The following is a 21,499-nucleotide window of genomic DNA, read 5'->3' as shown; positions in this document are numbered from 1 at the left end:
CTGAACCGCAAAGAAAACACGAATGGGGCGTAAATCAAATAGTATTGTTTTAATGTTCTGCCTTTTGGCTTTTACAGGATTTTCTCAAAAAGCGCTTATTCCAGGCGCTGCCCAATTCTCAGCCTATCTTCCATCCTTACAAGGAAAAAATGTCGCGCTCGTTGTAAATCATACCTCTGTGGTAGGGAAGACGCATTTAGCCGATACTTTATTGTCGCTGGGGGTATCGGTTAAGAAGATTTTTGCGCCGGAGCATGGTTTCAGAGGAACGGCAGATGCAGGGGCTCACATTGATAATGAAGTAGATAAGAAGACCGGTTTAGCCCTTATCTCTTTGTATGGAAAACACAAAAAGCCTACCGTAGAGGATTTGCAAGGGATAGATGTCGTAATTTTCGATATCCAAGATGTAGGTGCTCGTTTTTATACCTTTTCTTCTACTTTGCATTATGTGCTAGAGGCCTGTGCAGAGAATCAAAAACCCTTATTGGTTTTAGATCGCCCTAATCCGAATGGTCATTATGTGGATGGTCCCGTACTTGAAAAAGCGCAAGCATCTTTCGTGGGTTTGAATCCCATTCCGGTGGTACACGGTTGCACGCTGGGAGAATTAGCGCGTATGATTAATGGAGAGGGTTGGTTAGCGAATAGTGCCAAAGCCTCCTTGAATGTCATTCCTGTCGCGAATTATACGCATGCGTCCCCGGTTCGCGTAGCGATTGCACCATCGCCCAATTTACCGAATGATCAATCCATCGCTTTGTATCCATCGCTTTGTTTGTTCGAAGGAACTAACGTCAGTGTGGGTAGAGGAACGAATTTGCAGTTTCAAGTGGCTGGAACGAATATTGCAGGACTTGGGGATTACACATTTACACCCGTCCCTAAGCCGGGAGCGATGGACCCACCTTTAAAAGGCCAAACCTGTTATGGATACAACCTATCTACCTTGCCGGCTCGGAGTTTAGGCTTTAGTCTGAAATACCTATTGTATTTTTATCAGAAGTCTGGATTAGGGGAGAAGTTCTTTACTTCGCCTTCCTTCTTTGATAAGTTAGCAGGAACAGATTCACTTCGACTGGCGATAATTGCCGGTAAATCAGAGAAGGAAATTCGCGATTCTTGGGAGCCGGGATTAGTTCAATACCGAAAAATGCGCCAAAATTACCTCCTCTATCGTTAGAATTAGGTAAAAAATTCCGACATTTGCCGTTTATTTTTAAGCAAAAACAAACATGGCGGAAAAGATCCTTATACTTGATTTCGGTTCTCAGGTGACCCAATTAATTGCGCGTCGCATCAGAGAAGCACAAGTCTATTGCGAAATACATCCTTTTAATCACATCCCAGTTATTGATGATTCCGTAAAAGGTATAATCCTTTCAGGAAGTCCTTGCTCGGTACGCGACGAAGATTCTCCTCGAGTGGATTTAAGTTTGTTTGGCTCTTTGCCCATTTTAGGTATTTGCTACGGTGCTCAATTATTAGCTCACCAGGGCGGAGGCTCCGTTAAGGCATCTGGTCACCGCGAATACGGCCGTGCTCACATGACAAGTGTGAAGCAGAGTCCACTTTTAGAAGGATTATCGGCCACAGGCCAAGTTTGGATGTCTCATGGTGATACCATCATGGAATTGCCTGCAGAATATGAATTAATCGGCTCGACCGAAACTGTTCGTGTCGCAGCCTTTGCACACGTTTCTAAGCCAATTTTCGGTATACAATTCCACCCAGAAGTGACGCACTCAACGGAGGGAAGTTTATTGATTAAGAACTTTATTGTCGGAATTTGTGGCTGCGCTCAGACGTGGACATCGGATTCCTTCGTTGATAGAACCGTTGCAGAACTTCAGGCCAAATTAGGGAATGACAAAGTCGTTCTAGGTCTTTCTGGCGGTGTAGATAGCTCAGTCGCGGCCGTTTTATTACACCGTGCCATCGGCAAAAACCTATACTGCATCTTCGTAGACAACGGTTTATTGCGCAAAGATGAATTCGAACAAGTATTAGAATCTTACAATACCTTAGGTCTAAACGTGAAAGGAGTTAACTCCAAACAACGTTTCTACGACGCATTAAAGGGTTTAACAGACCCAGAAGATAAGCGCAAGGCCATCGGTAAGACCTTTATCGAAGTTTTCGATGAGGAGGCACATTTAATTGAGGGTGTTTCATGGTTAGGCCAAGGAACAATTTATCCAGATAAAATTGAATCGGTTTCTTTAAAAGGACCAAGTGCAACGATTAAATCCCACCACAACGTGGGCGGTTTACCTGACTTCATGAAGTTGAAAGTGGTGGAGCCATTGGATGCTTTATTTAAAGATGAGGTGCGTTTAGTAGGTAAAACATTAGGTGTGCCAAAAGACATTTTAGGTCGTCATCCTTTCCCAGGTCCAGGTTTAGGAATTCGTATTTTAGGCGATATTACCCCTGAGAAAGTCGATATCTTACAAAAAGTAGATGCTATTTTCATCAATGGTTTGAAAGAAGACGGTTTGTACGACCAAGTTTGGCAAGCGGGTGCGATCCTGTTGCCTATCCAATCGGTAGGTGTCATGGGCGATGAGCGTACGTACGAGCAAGTGGTTGCCTTACGTGCTGTTTCCAGTGTGGACGGTATGACGGCTGACTGGTGCCATTTGCCTTATGAATTCTTAGGTCGTATTTCGAACGAGATTATCAATAAAGTAAAAGGGGTGAATAGAGTGGTGTATGATATATCGAGTAAGCCGCCGGCGACTATTGAGTGGGAATAAATTTCTATTTCATTTCTAAAATCGTGCTGCGTAATATTTTTAGAGTAGAGATTATAGAGTAGAGAGTGTAGATAAAGCTAAAAAGGGATCGATTTCGATCCCTTTTTTTGTTCATATGTGAAAAATCATTTCTAAACGTATCGCCGAAGGCGATTCCAAATCTATACTCTCTACTCTATAATCTCTTATCTAATTTATTCTTTGTGCTTTATTCTTTATGCTTTGATTTGTTTCTAAACCGCTGCGCGGTTTTGAAACAAATCAACGAGATAAATCACCGTTTCCGTCGCCTTCTCCATATCCTGCACAGAAACCCATTCTTGTTTACTGTGGAAGGCATGCTCCCCTGCGAAGATGTTCGGACATGGTAAGCCCATAAAAGTTAAGCGGGAACCGTCGGTTCCTCCGCGGATGCTCGTGGTTTCGGCTTTGAGGCCAGCTAGGCGCATAGCCTCCATGGCTAAGTCAATGCATTCTGGGTGGTTCACTAAGACCTCATTCATGTTGCGGTATTGCTCGGTTTGAGTGTAGGTAGCCGTGGAATTAGGGTATTTGCGCAAGACCATTTCGGAGATTTGTTGGATGATGAAGCCGTATTCTTGTAGTTTTTCCGTTTCGAAATCACGTAGGATGAATTCGATGGTGGCTTCTTCCACGCTTCCAGAGATGTCGGTGGGGTGGATGAAGCCCTCTTTTCCTTCGGTGGTTTCGGGGCTGAGGCGGTCTTTAGGGAGGGTATTGACGATTTCTGCGGCTATTTTCAAGGCGCTTTCCATACGGCCTTTGGCAAAACCTGGATGCTGAGAAACGCCTTGGATTTTTACAACGAAGCCATCAGCTGAGAATGTTTCGTTCTCTAAATGTCCTCTTTTTTCTCCGTCTAGGGTATAACCATATTTGGCATTAATCTTCCGCATATCCACATGATCTGTTCCGCGACCCACTTCCTCGTCTGGGGTAAAAAGAATGGTGATAGGTCCGTGAGGAACCTCTGGGTGTGTCATCCAAAAATGGACCGCATCCATGATTTCTGCCACGCCCGCTTTGTTGTCTGCTCCTAATAAAGTGGTTCCACTCGCCGTAATGATGTCATTCCCGATTTGTTCCGCTAAATCTGGGTGTTCGCTTAGGCGTATAATGACAGATGGGTCGTCTGGTAAAACCAAGTCTTGTCCATGGTAATAGTGGTGAACGATGGGTTTTACGCCTGCGCCCGAACAATCAGGGGAGGTATCCATATGAGCACAAAAGCATAGGCCAGGAACTTCGTGTGGTACATTGGATTCCAATTGAGCGTAGACATATCCGAATTCATCTAGGTGTGCATTAGTTATGCCAAGTGTCTGAAGTTCTTGCACTAAAATCTTGCCTAGATTTTTTTGTTTTTCAGTGCTGGGACTGCTGCTTGAATGTGGGTCGGATTGAGTATCGATTTGGACATAATTTAGAAAGCGTTCCTTCGATGTAAAGATGTAATTCATGATCAATTCCGAGATTTTTGGCATAAAATTTAAATTATATTGAAATATTATAAGAAAAAATTGTCTTTAATAAATTTATTTCTTGAGGATTTATAAAGGTAATACACCTTTAAGAATTACGTATTATCTTAGTGCCTTGAATTTACTAAGCTTACTACTATGTCTCAAAATGCTGTGATTAACCTCGATGGCCAATCGTTTGAATTGCCTACTTTCGTAGGAACTGAAAACGAAAAAGCAATCGATATTGCGAAACTTCGCGATTTATCTGGATACGTAACGTATGATCCAGGTTACAAGAATACAGGTGCAACAAAAAGTGCGATTACTTTTTTAGATGGGGAGGAAGGAATTCTGAGACATTGCGGTTACAGTATTGAAGATCTAGCGGATAAGGCTAGCTTTTTAGAGGTAGCTTATCTTTTATTAAACGGCGAATTGCCTACACAAGCTCAGCTTGATGCCTTCGAAGCTTCAGTGAAGAAATACACTGTTTCAAACGAAGCATTATTAAAAATTCAACAAGTTATTCCGTCTTCTACTCACCCAATGAGCGAATTATCTGCTCTAGTTGGTTTAATGGAGGGTCAATATAACCCAGCAGATACGAAAGAGAACATCTTACGCTTGATTGCTGCCTTGCCTATTTTAGCGGCTTGGAACTATAAGAAATCGATTGGTGAGGCTATTGTGGCTCCGGATCAATCTTTGGATTATTGCTCTAACTTCTTAAAAATGATGTTCGCTAAGCCAGGCGAAGATTACAAGGTAGACCCAATCGTATCGAAAGCTTTAAATAAATTATTAATCTTGCACGCAGATCACGAGCAAAACTGCTCTACTTCGACGGTGCGTTTAATCGGTTCTTCTCACGCGAGTATCTTCTCCAGTATTTCAGGCGGTATTCAAGCTTTATTTGGTCCATTACACGGTGGAGCTAATCAAGCAGTAATCGAAATGTTAGAAGAAATCAAGCAAGCAGGTGGAGATACGTCTAAGTTTGTAGCGATGGCAAAAGATAAGACATCAGGTTTCCGCTTGATGGGCTTTGGGCACCGCGTCTACAAAAACTTTGATCCTCGTGCACGTATCATCAAAAAAGCGGCAGACGATGTGTTGACGGCATTAGGTGTAGTTGATCCCGTTTTAACGATTGCGCAAGAACTTGAAGCTGCGGCTTTAAGTGATGAGTATTTCGTGGCTCGTAAATTATACCCGAACGTAGATTTCTATTCAGGGATCATTTACCGTGCCTTACACATTCCCACTAACATGTTTACAATCTTGTTTGCGATCGGGCGTCTTCCAGGTTGGATTTCTCAACACCAAGAAATGATGACAAACAAGGAGCCTATCGGTCGTCCTCGTCAAATTTACGTGGGTTCCCCTTCACGTGCGTTTGTTGACATCGCGAAACGATAAGTTTTTACATACCATCAGAAAGGCCTCCGAATTCGGGGGCTTTTTTGTTTTATGTAGTTAATGGTTTTAGCTTTGCACCCCCATGAAGTTATTTTTTGTCCTATTATGTTGTTTTCAGTTGTCTGCGCAAGTACAAAAAGGGCAGGCCTCTTTTTATTCGAATCGCTTGAAGGGGCATCGGACGAGTAGTGGGGAGAAATACAATCCAGCTAAATTCACGGCGGCACATCGGAAACTACCTTTTAATACTTGGGTGGAGGTATATATGCCCAAAACTAAGAAGACCACTTTCGTTCGTATCATCGACCGTGGACCCCATAGTCGTAAACGAATCATTGATCTTTCTAGGGCTGCAGCAAAAGATTTAGGATTAATTCCTTACGGTTTTTCATTGGTACACATCAAACCAGTAAAAGAAAAATCTCGAATAGATTCTTTAAATGCTATGGAATCTGCAGAAATTTATGAGTTTGAACCGAAATCTGCCATTCAGGATTCGCTTTCACAAAATCTACGATAAGGGGATTCATCTGATCTTGTTTCGACCATTCTGGCTGTAAATAAAGGGAGGCATGAGACGGCAATTTCGTCGCCCATTCTTGTGCCCAAGGAATATCTGAAGGATGATTTACCACTACTTTCAACTCATTCGTCAGCGCTAAAATGCCTTCATTGGGTGCTTTGAACTTCTTTGGGGAGAAGCAAACCCAATCCCAAATTCCTGTGATTTTTTCTGTAACACCAGATGTTTCGATGTGCGTTCTAAATCCTGCCTCTTTCAACGTCTCCGTCAAAGGGCCTAGATCATGCATCAAGGGTTCTCCACCTGTAATGACAACCAATCGGCCTGGATGTGCTAATGCCTCTTCGAGTAAGGTAGCGACTGATTTAACCGGATGGGTATCCACTGGCCAGGATTCTTTTACATCACACCAATGGCAGCCTACATCGCATCCGCCTAAACGGATAAAATAAGCTGCATGTCCTTGGTATTTTCCTTCCCCTTGAATCGTGTAAAAAGATTCCATTACCGGATAGGTAAATTCGGCTCTTTTTACGGCGGTTTTTATATCTTTGGGGTCGGATTGCATTTGGACTTAAAATTGATTGACAAAATTAAGTCTAGAATTGTAATTTAACTAATCCATGAATCCAACAAACGCAAAAAATCGCTTATTCATTGCTATTGGGCTTGTAAGCACCTTGTGTTTAGTATCCGCTTGTTGGTCAGCGCGTTGTCCACATAAAACATGTAGGGTACAAGTGGAACATCGCCATGGAGTAAGTTATTATCGCCCTAATGTGGCCTTTTCTTGGATGTGGACACCGCGTTACAAGCATATCAGGGCAGAGGATAAAAAAAATAAAAAGAAATGAAGCAAAGGGTAGTCATATCGGCAGCTTCGCTGAATCAATTGCCCTTAGATTGGGAAGGAAACCGCTTCCGTATCTTGGAGGCAGTTTCTGATGCTCAAAAACAAGGTACAGCTTTGCTTTGTTTACCCGAACTTTGTATTTCAGGTTATGGTTGTGAGGATCAGTTTTTAGCGCCTTTAACAGCAGAAAAATCCTGGGAATCGCTAGAAAAAATCGCAGCCTCTGCGCGCGAAATAGTCGCAATCGTAGGGTTAGCTCTACCTTTTGAAGGAGAGGTATATAATGTATCTGCCATCGTTTCAGCAGGCAAAATACAAGCCTTAATCCCCAAACAGTTTTTAGCCGATGACGGTGTTCATTATGAGCCTAGGTGGTTTAAAGCTTGGCCTAAAGGTCGTAGAGTAAGTTATAAAGGAATTCCTTTAGGAGATTACCGCGTTCATTTCGCCGGAATTACGCTGGGAATTGAAATTTGCCAAGATGCCTGGGAAGGGGAGAAGCGTCTAGCACATGATTTAGCACGTCGTGGAGTTTCAGTTATTTGTAACCCGACGGCCTCACACTTTGCTTTTGGCAAAGCAGAAACTAGAAAAGCTCTAGTGCTGGAAGGAGCTAAAATTATCAACGGAGCCTATGTATTTGCGAACTTATTAGGGAACGAAGCCGGTCGAATTATTTTTGATGGAGATGCCTATATTGCTCACGAAGGATCGATTAAGCAGCAGAGTCCTCGGTTCTCCTACCAGGATTTTACATTGATTACTTCAGAATTAGACCTTCCGGTTCGGGAAGACCAGGGAGAAGATGTTATCTCGTTTGATTTTAAATTACCGTCACCACAGTCCATTTCGACGGTAGCTATTCCTGCCTGGGAAGATTCTGCATCGAAAAAAGAAGAAGAATTCTCCCGTGCTGTTGCCTTGGGACTTTTTGATTATTTGCGCAAATCTCAATCGCAGGGCTGGGTTTTATCCCTCTCTGGTGGCGCAGATTCATCTGCTATTGCTTCGCTATGTTCGCTAAGTATTCAGAATGCAACGGCGGAATTAGGCTGGGAAGGTTTGAAGAAAAAGCTACACTATATTCCTTTGACTTTGCCCGAAAAAGCGATGTCAGATTTATTAACAACTATCTACCAAGGGACAGTTAATTCCTCTCAGAATACACGTGATTCAGCTCGCGAATTAGCGGAATGGATCGGTTCGATGCATTGTGTGATTGAGATTGACGGAATAGTAAAAGGATACAAAGATTTAATCGAAGGTGCTATTGGTCGTTCATTGACTTGGGAACAAGATGATATTACCCTCCAAAATGTACAAGCTCGCGTCCGTGCCCCTAGCGCTTGGATGTTAGCCAACATTAAAAATGCCCTTTTATTAGCGACTTCTAATCGTTCAGAGGCGAGTGTGGGATATGCGACGATGGATGGCGACACCTCTGGTTCGATTTCTCCTATTTCAGGTATCGATAAAAGTTTTTTGAGGACTTGGCTGCTTTGGTTAGAAAAACAAGGCTTTAAGGGACTTCATTTAGTGAATAGTCTGGAGCCAAGCGCGGAATTGCGTCCACTTTCCGAAAAACAAGTGGATGAGGAGGATTTGATGCCTTATCCAATTTTAAATACGATTGAGCGTTTAGCTTTTTATGAATTAAAGTCGCCGCACGAATGTTTAGAAGAGGTGAATAAACGCTATGGATCTGTTTTTGCCAAAGAAAAGCTCGAAGAATTCGTTCGACGATTCTTCCGACTTTGGGCCAGGAATCAATGGAAAAGAGAGCGTTATGCGCCTGGATTCCATGTAGATGACTATAGTTTAGATCCGAAGAGTTGGTTGCGTTTCCCGATTCTGTCTGCGGGATTGGAAAAAGATATATAAACAAAACACGAAGAAACAGATGTTATTAGTTGTGGATGTGGGAAACACGGATATCGTGTTTGGTTTTTATGAAGATAAGACGTGGAAGGCGGTTCTCAGGACGCCTACACACCAGCCATGGAGCGCGAATGGCGTGGTGAATTGGATTAAGAAGGAGTGGGCGTCTAAAGAATTGGGTGAAACTTTACCTTCTTTGGCCTTAATATCCTCCGTTGTTCCATCGATTTCACCTCAAATTCAGCGAGGATTAGCTCTTTGGTTAGGTTATTCGCCTGTCATGATGCGGCCTAAACTATACGGGACTTTAGAAATTCAAGTGATTGTTCCGGAAGAAATTGGCTCTGATTTAGTCGCTAATGCGGTGTATGCGCATGAAAATTATAAATCTAATGTGTTGATTGTAGATTTTGGAACAGCCTTAACCTTTACTTTAGTCAATGCGGATGGTAAAATGGAGGGCGTTTCAATCGCTCCAGGTTTAAAGACCGCGGTCAAATCACTCTTCTCCCAAACAGCTCAATTACCCGAAGTACCACTCGAAATGCCCGAGTTTAATTTAGGAACAGATACGGTTTCAGCGATTCAGGCAGGTATTTTGTGGGGCTACGTGGGTATGGTAAAAGAGATGATAAGCCGGGTGAAAGAAGATAAAAATGGGGATTTGAAGGTAGTCGCGACAGGTGGTTTATCTTCTATTTTGACACCCTTAGCCTCTTATTTCGATGAGGTAAATAAATTAATAACCTTAGAAGGTTTGCGTATCATCGCAGAACGAATTAAAGCCTAAGACCATGTTTCCGAAAGATCAAGGATATTTTTTTCCAGCCGAATGGCATCCTCACGTCGCTACTTGGATCACTTTTCCGCACAATGACCATTCGTGGCAGGAAGAGAAATTAGACCAAATGTACCCGGAATATTTTGCCTTGATCAAGGCGATTTCGCAAGGGGAACAAGTTCGGATTAATGTGAATTCTACGGAATTAAAAGAGTTCGTGGAAAGTCAGTTACCTGTTTATGGGATTGATTCAACTAAAATTGAATTCAATATTCAACCTACGAATGATGCTTGGTGCCGCGATCATGGGCCAGCTTTTCTAGTGAAAGAAGGAAGCTCAGATCGACTTTTAGTAGATTGGGAATACAATGCTTGGGGAGGGAAGTATCCGCCCTTTTCAGATGATAATGCCTTGCCTCTTACGATTGCCTCCCGTCTAAAACTCGCTGCTGTTTCCCCTGGAATCATCATGGAGGGAGGATCGGTTGATTTTAATGGAGCCGGAACGGTTTTGACGAGTCGTTCTTGTTTGTTGAATCCGAATCGAAATCCACACCTGAGTCAAGAGCAAATCGAGGAATATTTATGTCATTTTTACGGTGTATCCCAAGTGCTTTTGGTTTCAGATGGCATTGTGGGCGATGACACAGATGGACATATTGACGATACCGTTCGATTTGTCAATGAAAATACGGTGATTGCGATGGTGGAGCCGAACGAGGACGATGCGAATCACGCCGTTTTAGCCGCTAATCTTGCTGAGTTGAAGCAAATGACGCTTTTAGATGGCACTCCATTGCAAATAGTTGAGATTCCCATGCCGGATGCGGTGGTAATTGATGGTTTCCGTGCTCCGGGTTCATATGCTAATTTTTACATCTGTAATTCAGGTGTTATAGTACCTATTTTTGACTGTCCACAAGATGAAGTCGCTCTAGCCATTTTACGCGAATTGTTCACAGATCGACCTGTTATCGGGTTGTCGGCTCGAGAGATTATTTGGGGGCAAGGGAGTTTCCATTGTTTGACTCAGCAGGAGCCAGCACCATGCGTATAATCACCTTTTTTTTCTTGATTAGCTTGTTTTCTTGCACTAGAAAGCCATTGCCTCAACACCCTTTGGTTAAGGATACAACCATTTCTAAGGACAAAAACGTTCGCGTATCTCTGAAAACGTTATCTGTACTGAAGACTCAAGAGATTTTAGGTGATGAGTTGTTATTAGTGGGTGCTATAGGTATAATCGAGAATGAAAAAGTGAAGCCAGTTCAGGTATTCTCCTCTTATTTAGGGAAGGTAAAGAAAGGGCAGCTCATTCGTTTGGATACAATAAAGGCTTTAACAGTACGTTTGAAATCAGGTCAGAAAGCCAGCCTACAAATGACTCTATTCGAATTAGAGGATTACCAGCCCACGAAGAAATGGGTGAATCGGTTTAATACGGTAAGTAGTGTTTTCGCATTGCCTCTAGCCTTAACCTCCGCCGAAAATCCAATAACCTGGTTTTTATGGGGAATGAAAGCTGGTTCCTTAGGACTTGATTGGGCTAGTGAGATAGACATGAAAGACCTATTGGGGGTCTCTGAGACGCAATGGGACTACGAAACTGTTTCGCCTTCTGTTCGAAATGGAAAATGGATAGGTGGTCGAAAATTTATTGATGCTTACGAATACCGGTATCAGATTCAAATTAACGTAGATTAACCGTTTATGTCGGGGATTATTCGTAATTTTGTTAGCTTATTTTTAAGAATGAAGGATTTAAAATTTATTATTGGATTAGTCATGTGTATGCCCTTTGTGATTCTAGCGCAGAGTGCTTCACCTATTCAGATTGGTCCTAAAAAGATATCGGCTGAAAGTTTTCTGCAAGTGTACAAACCACTTGTGGAGTCTGATAGTATTACGAAAGACAATCAAGCGGATTTTTTATCAGATTACATCGATTACCAGCTAAAGATTGTAGCTGCTGAACAAGAGAAACTGGCAGATCAGCCTGATTTCAAAGAAGAATACCTGAGTTTTAGAAAGGAATTAGCTACGCCCTATTTGGTCGATATGCCTACCCTGGATATGTTAGTCAAACAAGCCTATCAGCGGATGAAGGAGGAGAAAAAGGTGAGCCAAATCTTAGTGAAACTAGGAGAGAATGCGAACCCAGCTGATACTTTGGTTGCTTTTCAGAAAATTGAGAATATCTACCAAAAGTTAAAAGCAGGAGAGGATTTTGCAGCTCTCGCTACCCGCTTTTCTGAGGATGAAATGTCCGCGGTTAAAGGTGGTGTTTTAGGGTACATTACTTCACTACAAACGGATTATGATTTCGAAAATGCCATTTATTCTATTGGAATAGGAGAATATTCGAAGCCCTTTAGAACATCTAGCGGTTACCATATCGTTAAAGTAGTAAATCAACGTCCTAACTCAGGAAAGATTCGTTTAGCACATATTATCGTGTCAGCTGCCGTAGATGCACCTACAGCCTTGCAAGTAGAGGCTAAAAAGAAAATAGAACAAGTGGAAGCCTATCTGAAGGCGGGGGAAAGTTTTGAATTAGTTTGCAAGAATTATTCCGAGGACCCTTATTCAAGAGGTCGTGGTGGCGAGATTAGACGTTGGTATTTCTCCTCTGACTTGAGTGAAGAATTGCAAGATGCTTTGTTTGGTTTAGAGCGAATTGGGGATCTTTCGAAGCCGATTCGTACAAATTTAGGCTGGCAATTGTTTAAGTTGTTGGATAAAAAACCCCTCTTGACATTTGAAGATATGTCAGAGTTTATCAAGCAAAAGGTATTGACGGATGCGGATCGCCAAGGCTTGATCAAACAGGCTTTTATGAAGCGTGTTCGGGTGGAGAATAAAGTAATTGTGCAAGAAGCGACGAAGAAGGCGGCATTTGAGCGCATGAATGTAGAAAGAACCGGAACGGAACCATTCTTGCAGGAGCCTTTATTCTCGGTTTTGGAAAAGAAGTACACGGTTGGCGATTTTTATGCACACGTACAGGCTTTGCAGAAAAAACGAATCAAATCGTTAGGTTATCTGCCCGTGGTGTCTGAACAATCGTATTTAGATGATTTGATTGAAAAAGAAACATTGAATGCGGAGGAAGCGAATTTAGAAGGTAAATATCCTGCGTTTAAAGAGCAGATGGCTGATTTTTTAGAGGGGAGCTTATTTAGTAAAATGACGGATCGAGAGATATTTGAAAAATCGTTGGATTCTCTTTCTCAGGCTAAGTATTACCAAGCAAATCTGGCTCAATTTGTCATGCCTGCCCGTTTAGAGGCAAAATTGGTTGTGGCTGATTCACAGAAAACATTGAAGGAGGCTTTGGATTTATTAAAATCTTCTCCTTATCCTATGAACAAGAAATTAGGGGATATCACGTTTAGTTTAAATGATTCTAAGGTGGAGGAAGCCTCCTCTAAGTTATTAGCTGAGTTATTTGTCACGATGGCGAAGAATGTGGACTATGTAGTGGAAGTTTCAGGTCACCGAGATGCTTCTGAAGTAGATAGTCTATCTGAAGCTAGAATAAATAAAGTGGTATCGTATTTGGCTTCGAAAGGGATTTCGTCGCACCGCATTATCCAAAAGGATGAGGCGAATTTAAAGGTAGCCTCTAAAACGGTTAAGAATAAAAATGCGCGCGTTTCTTTCCGTTTCTTTTCTTCCAGTATGGATGATGTGGTCAAGCGATTTAATGCGTTGAAACCGGAGAGTTTGGAGGCTAAGGAAGGCTATTTTAAAAAGGGAGCATCGCCTGTAATTGATGCCATAGAATGGAAAGTAGGCCCTAAGAATTATGAGGGTGCCGGTAAGTTTGCTTTTGTGGAAGTAAAGAAGGTGGAAGCTGAGCGACCACGTTCGTTTGAGGAAGCTAGAGGATTAGTGATTCGGGCTTTGCAGGTGCGCTTAGAGAGGGATTGGCTTGCGAAATTAAAGCAACAATATCCAGTAGTAATAAACCAGGTTGAATTAGAAAAATTACTGAAATAATAGAAATATGAAATTGACTCGTTGGGTTTTAAGTTGGTGTTTGGTTTTGGGGAGTTTGACTGCATTTGCACAAGAAGAAACAAACAAAAGTGTACTAGATCGTATTATTGTGAAGGTAGATAATTACTTCATATTGAAGTCTGAAGTAGAAAATCAATACCAGCAGTATATAACGAGCGGTCAACCCAATACGCCCAATCGCTGTCAAATTCTAGAAGGCATAGTCGTTAATAAATTAATGCTCGCTAAGGCCGAAATAGATTCAGTTATCGTAGACGATAAACGAATTGAAGCAGAATTAAATAGCCGAATGGAGCAAATGGAAGGTCAATATGGCTCTGCTAAAAATATTGTAGAGGCTTATGGAAAATCGATTGCGACGTTAAAGGAGGATTTACGTTCATCTTTAAAGGAGCAACTTACCGGTCGTAAAATGCAAGATAAGATTACGGATGAAGTAAAGATCACTCCGAAAGAAGTAGCAGCTTTTTTTAATGATATTCCTCGCGATTCTTTACCTTACTTACCCGCTGAAGTCGAAGTAGGTCATATAATCCGCATTGCTAAGCCCAATAAAAATCAAAAAGAAGAATTGTACGCGAAGTTGTTGGATTTCCGTCGCCGTGTAGATAAAGGGGAAAGTTTTGAGGATTTGGCCAAAGTCCATTCAGAAGATCTAGGTTCTGGGAAAATGGGTGGAGATTTAGGATTTGCAAAACGTGGAGCCATGGTAGCTCCATTTGAAGCTGCTGCTTTACGATTGAAACCGAATCAAATGTCCGAGGTAGTTGAATCAGAATTTGGGTTTCACTTAATTCAGTTATTAGAAATAAGAGGTCAAGAATACCATGCACGTCATATTTTATTAAGACCAGACTATCAAAAATTAGACTTAACTGATCCTACGAAATTCTTAGATAGCATTCGTGTTTTAGTTCAACGTGATTCTACTACTTTCGAAAAAGCAGCTAAAGATTTCTCCGAGGATAAGTTTACGCAGGATGCAGGTGGCGTCATTATGGATGCGTCCAGCGGCGGTAATCGATTAGCCTATGATGGAACGATGGATCCAGCCTTATTTTTTGCCTTAGATTCCATGCAGGTAGGTACCATTTCAACTCCCATTCCTTATCGAACAGATGATGGGCGTTCAGCAGTTAGAATTCTCTATTTAAAGGCAAAGCATCCGCCACATTTCGCTAATCTGAAAGATGATTATCAAAAGCTAGCACAAATCACCCTTTCTCGTAAAAAGAATAACGCGATTGAAAAGTGGTTCATGAAGGCAAAAGACGATGTATTTATATTTATTGATGAAGAGTATAAAGATTGTCGGATTTTAGAGAATGTGCAGCAGGAATAAAAATCAAATTACAAAGAGCAAAGTTCAAAGAGTAAAGGTGGCATTAAAAAAGGGAGCGAAGCTCCCTTTTTTAATAAGTATGAATGTAAGGTATAGAGCATAAAGCATAAAGAATAAATTTGGTATAAAAAAAGGGTTCGAAATTCGATCCCTTTTTTTATGAATATGTTTCTGAAATAATCGCCGAAGGCGATTCCAACTCTATGCTTTATTCTTTGTGCTTTATTCTTTAAAATAAGTGCATAAAATAATGAAAAAACTAAACCGCTACCGGAGCCTTAATCCCCGGATGCGGATCATATCCTTCCAGCGTGAAGTCTTCGTATTTGAAATCCAAAATATCCTTCACGTTCGGATTAATCTTCATCGTAGGCAAAGCCCGTGGAGTACGTGTTAATTGCAATTCCACTTGTTCCATGTGATTGCTGTAGAGGTGAGTATCACCACCCGTCCAAACAAAATCACCTAAACCCAGATCACAAACTTGCGCCATCATCATGGTCAATAAAGCATAGGAAGCGATGTTAAAAGGAACTCCTAAGAATACGTCCGCAGAGCGTTGGTATAATTGACAAGAAAGCTTGCCGTTAGCTACATAGAACTGAAAAAAAGCATGGCATGGCATTAAGGCCATTTTAGGCAAGTCTGCTACGTTCCAAGCACTAACGATGATGCGACGAGAGTCAGGATTCATTTTAAGTGTATGCACGGCCTCTTTGATTTGGTCGATCACGACTCCATTTGCGCCTTCCCAGCTTCTCCATTGCTTTCCGTAAACAGGACCGAGGTCACCATTTGCGTCTGCCCATTCATCCCAAATGCGTACCCCATTCTCTGTTAGGTATCCGATATTTGTTTCGCCATTTAAGAACCACAAAAGTTCGTGGATGATTGATTTTAAGTGTGTTTTCTTTGTCGTCACTAAAGGGAATCCCTCTTCTAGGTTGAAGCGCATTTGGTATCCAAAAACACTCGTGGTTCCCGTTCCTGTCCGATCGGATTTGAAAGTACCATTTTCCTTAATGTGGGTTAATAAATCTAGGTAGGCTTGCATATTAGGCGTCGAATTTTTCTCCGTTTAAAACGAGTGTATGTGTTATGGTTGCGCTAGGCTCTAATTGCGCGGTGGCAGAACAGTATTTGTCCATGGACATTTGGATGGCCTTTAGGGCTTTATTTCCGTCAATTTGGCCTTTAAGTTCAAATTGAATGTTGATCTGGTTGAAAGGGGATTTCTCTGTACCTTCGATTTTTTCACGATCACCGGAAACTCGGATTTGGAAGTCCTCGATGATCTGGCGCTGTTTCTTTAAGATCAAAATAACGTCAATGGCTGTGCATCCTCCTAAGCCCATCAACAAGAGCTCCATAGGTCTGGCGCCTGCATTGTGACCACCAATTCCTTCTGCTGCATCGATGTGCACGGGAATGGGAGAGGAGCCTTTGGCCTCAAAGTGAAAATCTTGATCTAAACGATTTAATACAACTTCCATAGGTTATTTTAACAAATTGGATTTAATTTCTTTGCTCCATAAAACTTCGCCCTTCACATTAAACAAGGTAATGGTCATAGTTCTGTCTTTTAATGGACCGGTAACTTCTATTTTAGAGAAGGCTCTTTCCTGTACCAAAGTCCCTTCCACTAGTGTCGCATTGTAATCTTGTTTCACGGCATCGGCTTTACCAGCTGTCATCGGTGAAACGGTCAAATCATACAGTGGATAGGTGCCTTCGCGCTCTAATTTATTTAAGTCTGAGATGTGGCGATCACCCGTTAAAAAGAGAACGCCTGGAATCTTGCGGTTCTTTAATTCCTTAAGTAGATAGGTTCTTTCTGCCTCGTAATTCGCCATATTCTCGAATACTTTGGCAGGGCTAACGACCTGTCCCCCATTGACGATAACTTTGAAACTGGCCCTGGAGGTAGACAATTGATCTAATAACCACGTCATTTGTTTAGCACCCCAATAGTCTTTGTTTGGATCATTTAACTCGTTAGGCGCCTTGTTCCAGCGGTCGTCCATCAGGAAGAATTCGACGTCTGCCCATTGAAATTTACCCGTAATACCTTCGTTAGGGAAGGCAAAATTCGGATTTCCCCAATACATTTTGAACATCTCTAAGGACGTGTATTTCATTGGAAATGAGCGATCTGCATCGTTTGGGCCATAATCATGATCATCCCAAATCGCGTATTGATGCACACTTCCTAGTAGAGGTTGAATAGATTTAACCGCCCGTGCATGATCATTTCGATGGATCATCCCCGTTCTGGTATAATCGGGTTCGCGGTAATAGAAATTATCTCCACCCCACAACATAAAATCTGCTTTCTTTGAGTACATCGATGCATACACCTCATCTGCACCTCCATAAGGTCTGCCTGGACGATCTGTGGCCTCTTCATTGACGTAATTACACGTTCCAAACAAGAAAGAAAAGGCAGGTGGGTCTTTTCGGTATTGCCAAAGTTCCTGTGTTTGGAACTCTAGCGGATAATCAATGGCTACTTTTTTACCATTCACCAAAACCTCATATTCGTATTTCTTGCCCATTGTTACCTCATCAGCGATGATGCGTGCGATGTAGGCAGTTGCTTTCTCGGTAGCGACTGGATCGGTTTTATGCATCGTTTTATCCCCCTTTTCCCAGTAATTTATACTCACATTAGCTGGTTTCTCGGTTTGGACCCAAACTAAAACTTCCTTCATTTCAGAATAGCCTAACATCGGCCCACTCTTGATTTGTGCGCTCACAAAAAGCGGTGCAAGGAGGAATAAGGCGATTATAATTCTTTTCATATTCGTTAGATTAGTATCTTTGTGGCTTACAATTTTCCCTATGGCATATTATTCAATTCAGAACATTCCTTTAACAGATTTAGCCAAAGAATTTGGTACACCTCTTTATGTATACGATGCCGACAAAATTAGGGAAAAAATCTCGGTTTTGAGAGGTGCTTTTGAAGGAATTGATTTGACCATAAAATATGCCGCTAAGGCAAATACCAATTTGTCCATTTTACGCTTAATGCGCGAGAATGGAGTTGATATGGACGTGGTATCACCACAGGAATTAGAGTTAGGTTTGATTGCCGGATACGAAGGATCAAACATCACATTTACGCCATCAGGCGTTCATTTTTCCGAGATTGAATATGCGGTTTCCAAAGGGTCAATCGTCAACCTTGATAATTTATCGGTTCTAGAAAAGTTTGGCCAAACTTACGGTTCCACTCAGCCTTGCATGATTCGCATCAAGCCCCACGTTTTTGGAGGGGGAAATGAAAAAATTATGACGGCTCATCCGGAGTCTAAATTCGGTATTTCGATCCATCAAAAAGGAGAAATTTTAGCGCTAGTTGAAAAATACAAAATCAATGTGATCGGTTTACACCAGCACACTGGTTCTGATATCAAGGACGGAAAGACCTTCGAGCAAGCTGCATCAGCCCTTTTTGACTTTGCATACGACTTCAAAGACTTGCAAATCATCGACCTAGGTGGTGGTTTCAAGGTGCCTTATTCACCAGAAGATCCTGGCGTAAACATGAAAGAAGTAGGCCAAATCATGAGCAACGCCTTTCGTGCTTTCTGCCAAAAATACGGCCGTGATCTACGCCTTTGGGTAGAACCGGGCAAGTTTTTAGTGAGCGAGTCAGGTACTTTCTTAACAGAAACAAACGTCGTAAAACGCGATCCCGTAAAAACATTTGTGGGAATAAATTCTGGTTTGAATCACTTGATTCGTCCCATGATGTATGGTGCTTACCATTACATTTTTAATGCTTCGAATCAAAATTCTTCTAAGCAAGAGAACTACCGAGTGACGGGTTATATCTGTGAAACCGATACCTTCTCGTTTGACTTGAAAGGGAAAGAAAATGAACGTTTATTTAATGAGGTGAAAGAAGGCGATATCATCGCCTTGGCTAACGCGGGTGCCTATGGCTTCACCATGGCTTCGCATTATAATTCCCGTTTCTTGCCAGCTGAGGTTTTAGTGGATGGCGGTGTGGCGCGGGTGATTCGGAGGAGGGAGACGATGGAGGATATTTTGCGCAATCAAGAGTAAAGATAGTAGAGTAGAGAGTATAGATCTAAAGAATAGAGCATAAAGAATAAAGAATAAAGATGGAATCAAAAAAGGGGCGAAGGCCCCTTTTTTGATGGATAAGGGTCAGTAGTCGGTAGTCAGTATCCGGTAGTCAGTGGTCAGTGGTCGGTAGTCATTAGTCGGTGGTCAGTTGTCAGTAGTCGGTAGCCGGTAGTCAGTATTCGGTAGTCAGTAACCAGTATTCAGTTCGGTGGCTCTACTCTATACTCTATGCTCTCTACTCTAATTTCTACTGACTACCGATTTCTGTCTACTGTCTACTGTTTAGGGGTCGGAATAATTTGCCTTTTCAGATATGTATTAGTATTCAGTGGCAAAATTATTTGACTTGTCGACCATTTTGACACTGAATACTAATACATAACCCACGTATCCTTCGACCCACCCCCCTGCGATGAATTAACCACCAACGAATCTTTCCTCAAAGCAACACGGGTTAAACCGCCAGGCATCACATTCACTCCATCGCCATACAGGATGTAGGGTCTGAGGTCCACGTGACGACCTTCCGCGTGATCTTCGATTAAACATGGAACACGAGATAAAGAAATGGTAGGTTGAGCGATGTAATTTCTTGGGTTGCTGAGGATTAAGGCTTTGAACTTTTCTTGTTCTTCTTTGGTGGATTTTGGCCCAATTAACATACCATAACCGCCTGCTTCATTCGCTTCTTTGACCACTAATTTTTCGATGTTTGCTAAGACATAGTTACGGTCCTCTTCTTCTGAACAAATGTAGGTCTTCACATTTTGAATGATGGGTTCCTCATTTAAATAGTATTTGATGATGCGCGGCACGTAGGCATAAATTACTTTATCATCTGCTACACCGGTTCCTGGAGCATTCGCAATGGCGACTTTGCCTTTTTTATACACATTGAAAATGCCTGGAATTCCGATCATGGAGTCCGGGTTGAAAACGTTAGGATCTAGAAAAGTGTCATCAATGCGACGGTAAATGACATCGACGATTTGGAAGCCTTTGGTGGTGCGCATTTTGACATAACCCTCGTGGACGACTAAATCACGTGCATCCACTAATTCAACTCCCATTTGTTGGGCGAGATAGGAGTGCTCAAAATAAGCTGAATTATAGATTCCAGGCGTTAATACCACCACCGTAGGATCTGGACGATCACTGATGAAACGAAGCATTTCTAATAACTTGTTCGGGTAATCGGAAATGGATCGGATTTGTGATTTTGCGACTACCTCTGGAAAGGTTTGCTTTAGTAGCTCCCTGTTTTCCATCATATACGAAACTCCGGATGGGCAGCGCAGGTTGTCTTCCAAAATCATATATTCTCCATCAGCGCCTCTAATTAAATCTGTACCTGTAATATGGATATATATGTTTTTAGGAGGTTTAATTCCAATGCATGCTTTTAAAAAGTCTTTCGAAGAGTGTATGACCTCGGCTGGAATGATCCCGTCTTTGATGATTTTTTGGTCTGAATAAATATCATTCAAGAACAAATTTAGAGCGGTGATTCGCTGTATTAATCCTTTTTCAATTTTTTCCCATTCTTTTGCTTCCACAATACGCGGGATGATATCCACAGGCATGATACGTTCAGTCCCTTCATTTTCTGAGTACACATTAAACGTGATTCCCATCGCCATTAAGGCTCTTTCAGCCGACTGTTGTCGGCGTAAGAATTCTTCTTTAGAGAGTTGTTCGACGCGTTCTTTAAAGTGTTCATAACCAGCGCGGACACCCCCGTTCTCGTCGAACATTTCATCGTAAAAACCTTCCGTATTGTAGTTGTTAAAGGAGAAATTCATTTTTTTAAACGTTAAAATGCTTAATTATTGGAAATTTACCATTTTTTGTGGGAAATTGAGGTCTTATGGCAAACTCAGAATTTTATTTCACTAGTCCGATCGGAATTTTACACATAGAATTAGCAGATGCAGGTTTGCGCTCGTGTCATTTTGTGGAGCAGGAAGAGGTTGAAATCTTACATCATCCTGTTGAAATTCAGCAAATTAAAGGGTATTTACAATCCTATTTTGAAACAGGTATACTACAAAATTATCGGATGGATCCGTCCATCGGAACACCCTTTCAACAAAAAGTATGGGAGGCTTTGACAGAAATCCCTGCAGGCTCCACTGCTACTTATGCTGAAATAGCAAAACGCCTAGAAATGCCGAAAGGAGCTCAGGCAGTAGGTAATGCAAATGGACAAAATCCTATTTTACTCTTCCATCCTTGCCACCGCGTCATCGGTTCCACGGGTAAACTTGTAGGATATAGTGGCGGATTATGGCGGAAAGAATGGTTATTAGCTAAAGAGGGGGCCACATTATTTTAGTTTA

19 protein-coding genes are annotated in these 21,499 nt (G+C 41.9%); 13 read left to right on the top strand and 6 right to left on the bottom strand.

All coding sequences use genetic code 11. The annotated features are described in order from the left end of the window. Positions 1-22 precede the first annotated feature (22 nt). A complete protein-coding gene (locus ACILP5_RS02765; protein WP_395617129.1) occupies positions 23-1,183 on the top strand; it encodes an exo-beta-N-acetylmuramidase NamZ domain-containing protein in 1,161 nt (386 codons plus the stop codon). A gap of 52 nt (positions 1,184-1,235) precedes the next feature. Further along, the gene (gene guaA, locus ACILP5_RS02760; protein ID WP_395617128.1) at positions 1,236-2,759 is read left to right on the top strand and encodes a glutamine-hydrolyzing GMP synthase; all 1,524 of its coding nucleotides are present in this window, start codon (positions 1,236-1,238) and stop codon (positions 2,757-2,759) included. Positions 2,760-2,992: 233 nt separating this feature from the next. On the opposite strand, the gene pepT is transcribed toward guaA, so the two are convergent. Continuing rightward, positions 2,993-4,264, bottom strand: a complete 1,272-nt coding sequence (pepT, locus tag ACILP5_RS02755) for a peptidase T (RefSeq protein ID WP_395617127.1) — start codon at positions 4,262-4,264, stop codon at positions 2,993-2,995. 135 nt (positions 4,265-4,399) lie between these two features. On the opposite strand from pepT, the gene ACILP5_RS02750 reads away from it, so the two are divergent. Together ACILP5_RS02750 and ACILP5_RS02745 are read left to right on the top strand one after the other, a co-directional pair. After that, positions 4,400-5,662, top strand: coding sequence for a citrate synthase (locus ACILP5_RS02750; protein ID WP_395617126.1), 1,263 nt, complete (start codon positions 4,400-4,402; stop codon positions 5,660-5,662). A gap of 82 nt (positions 5,663-5,744) precedes the next feature. After that, positions 5,745-6,182, top strand: a complete 438-nt coding sequence (locus ACILP5_RS02745; RefSeq protein ID WP_395617125.1) for a septal ring lytic transglycosylase RlpA family protein — start codon at positions 5,745-5,747, stop codon at positions 6,180-6,182. Here ACILP5_RS02745 and ACILP5_RS02740 read toward each other — a convergent pair. Continuing rightward, on the bottom strand, positions 6,106-6,753 hold the full coding sequence (locus ACILP5_RS02740) for a 7-carboxy-7-deazaguanine synthase QueE (protein WP_395617124.1): 648 nt from the start codon (positions 6,751-6,753) through the stop codon (positions 6,106-6,108). The two genes, ACILP5_RS02745 and ACILP5_RS02740, sit on opposite strands and share 77 nt — an antisense overlap. 55 nt (positions 6,754-6,808) lie before the next feature. Here ACILP5_RS02740 and ACILP5_RS02735 point away from each other — a divergent pair, with 55 nt between their 5' ends. From ACILP5_RS02735 to ACILP5_RS02705, 7 genes are read left to right on the top strand one after another with little or no spacing between them, the layout of a single operon-like run. Further along, on the top strand, positions 6,809-7,039 hold the full coding sequence (locus ACILP5_RS02735) for a hypothetical protein (RefSeq protein ID WP_395617123.1): 231 nt from the start codon (positions 6,809-6,811) through the stop codon (positions 7,037-7,039). Continuing rightward, positions 7,036-8,919 carry an NAD(+) synthase gene (gene nadE / locus ACILP5_RS02730; RefSeq protein ID WP_395617122.1) on the top strand — a complete coding sequence of 628 codons (1,884 nt, stop codon included), beginning with the start codon at positions 7,036-7,038 and terminating at the stop codon, positions 8,917-8,919. The genes ACILP5_RS02735 and nadE overlap by 4 nt, the downstream gene beginning before the upstream one ends. Positions 8,920-8,938: 19 nt before the next feature. Further along, positions 8,939-9,706, top strand: coding sequence for a type III pantothenate kinase (locus ACILP5_RS02725; RefSeq protein ID WP_395617121.1), 768 nt, complete (start codon positions 8,939-8,941; stop codon positions 9,704-9,706). 4 nt (positions 9,707-9,710) lie between these two features. Continuing rightward, entirely contained in the window at positions 9,711-10,754 is a 1,044-nt protein-coding gene (locus ACILP5_RS02720) for an agmatine/peptidylarginine deiminase (protein WP_395617120.1), read from the top strand. Continuing rightward, positions 10,745-11,401 (top strand): hypothetical protein, encoded by a 657-nt coding sequence (locus ACILP5_RS02715; RefSeq protein ID WP_395617119.1) that lies wholly within the window; start codon positions 10,745-10,747, stop codon positions 11,399-11,401. The genes ACILP5_RS02720 and ACILP5_RS02715 overlap by 10 nt, the downstream gene beginning before the upstream one ends. 48 nt (positions 11,402-11,449) lie before the next feature. Next, a complete protein-coding gene (locus tag ACILP5_RS02710) occupies positions 11,450-13,699 on the top strand; it encodes a peptidylprolyl isomerase (protein WP_395617118.1) in 2,250 nt (749 codons plus the stop codon). 7 nt (positions 13,700-13,706) lie between these two features. Then, complete coding sequence (locus tag ACILP5_RS02705; protein ID WP_395617117.1) at positions 13,707-15,062, top strand: peptidylprolyl isomerase; 1,356 nt, start codon at positions 13,707-13,709, stop codon at positions 15,060-15,062. A gap of 259 nt (positions 15,063-15,321) precedes the next feature. On the opposite strand, the gene ACILP5_RS02700 is transcribed toward ACILP5_RS02705, so the two are convergent. Genes ACILP5_RS02700 through ACILP5_RS02690 form a run of 3 tightly spaced genes read right to left on the bottom strand, consistent with a single transcriptional unit; the run spans position 15,322 to position 17,863 of the window. Then, entirely contained in the window at positions 15,322-16,116 is a 795-nt protein-coding gene (locus ACILP5_RS02700; RefSeq protein WP_395617116.1) for a thymidylate synthase, read from the bottom strand. A 1-nt stretch (position 16,117) separates the two neighbouring features. Beyond that, entirely contained in the window at positions 16,118-16,555 is a 438-nt protein-coding gene (locus ACILP5_RS02695; protein ID WP_395617115.1) for an OsmC family protein, read from the bottom strand. 3 nt (positions 16,556-16,558) lie between these two features. Then, a complete protein-coding gene (locus tag ACILP5_RS02690; protein WP_395617114.1) occupies positions 16,559-17,863 on the bottom strand; it encodes an alkaline phosphatase D family protein in 1,305 nt (434 codons plus the stop codon). Between the two features lie 40 nt (positions 17,864-17,903). Here ACILP5_RS02690 and lysA point away from each other — a divergent pair, with 40 nt between their 5' ends. Next, on the top strand, positions 17,904-19,136 hold the full coding sequence (gene lysA, locus ACILP5_RS02685) for a diaminopimelate decarboxylase (protein WP_395617113.1): 1,233 nt from the start codon (positions 17,904-17,906) through the stop codon (positions 19,134-19,136). Positions 19,137-19,531: 395 nt separating this feature from the next. Here lysA and ACILP5_RS02680 read toward each other — a convergent pair whose 3' ends face one another. Further along, the gene (locus tag ACILP5_RS02680) at positions 19,532-20,962 is read right to left on the bottom strand and encodes a circularly permuted type 2 ATP-grasp protein (protein ID WP_395617112.1); all 1,431 of its coding nucleotides are present in this window, start codon (positions 20,960-20,962) and stop codon (positions 19,532-19,534) included. Positions 20,963-21,027: 65 nt separating this feature from the next. Here ACILP5_RS02680 and ACILP5_RS02675 point away from each other — a divergent pair, with 65 nt between their 5' ends. Continuing rightward, positions 21,028-21,495, top strand: a complete 468-nt coding sequence (locus ACILP5_RS02675) for a methylated-DNA--[protein]-cysteine S-methyltransferase (protein ID WP_395617111.1) — start codon at positions 21,028-21,030, stop codon at positions 21,493-21,495. Positions 21,496-21,499: the final 4 nt, after the last annotated feature.

The sequence above is a fragment of the Aquirufa sp. genome (genome assembly GCF_044239315.1).
Lineage (GTDB): Bacteria > Bacteroidota > Bacteroidia > Cytophagales > Spirosomataceae > Aquirufa.
This window is presented reverse-complemented; position numbering and strand designations above follow the sequence as displayed.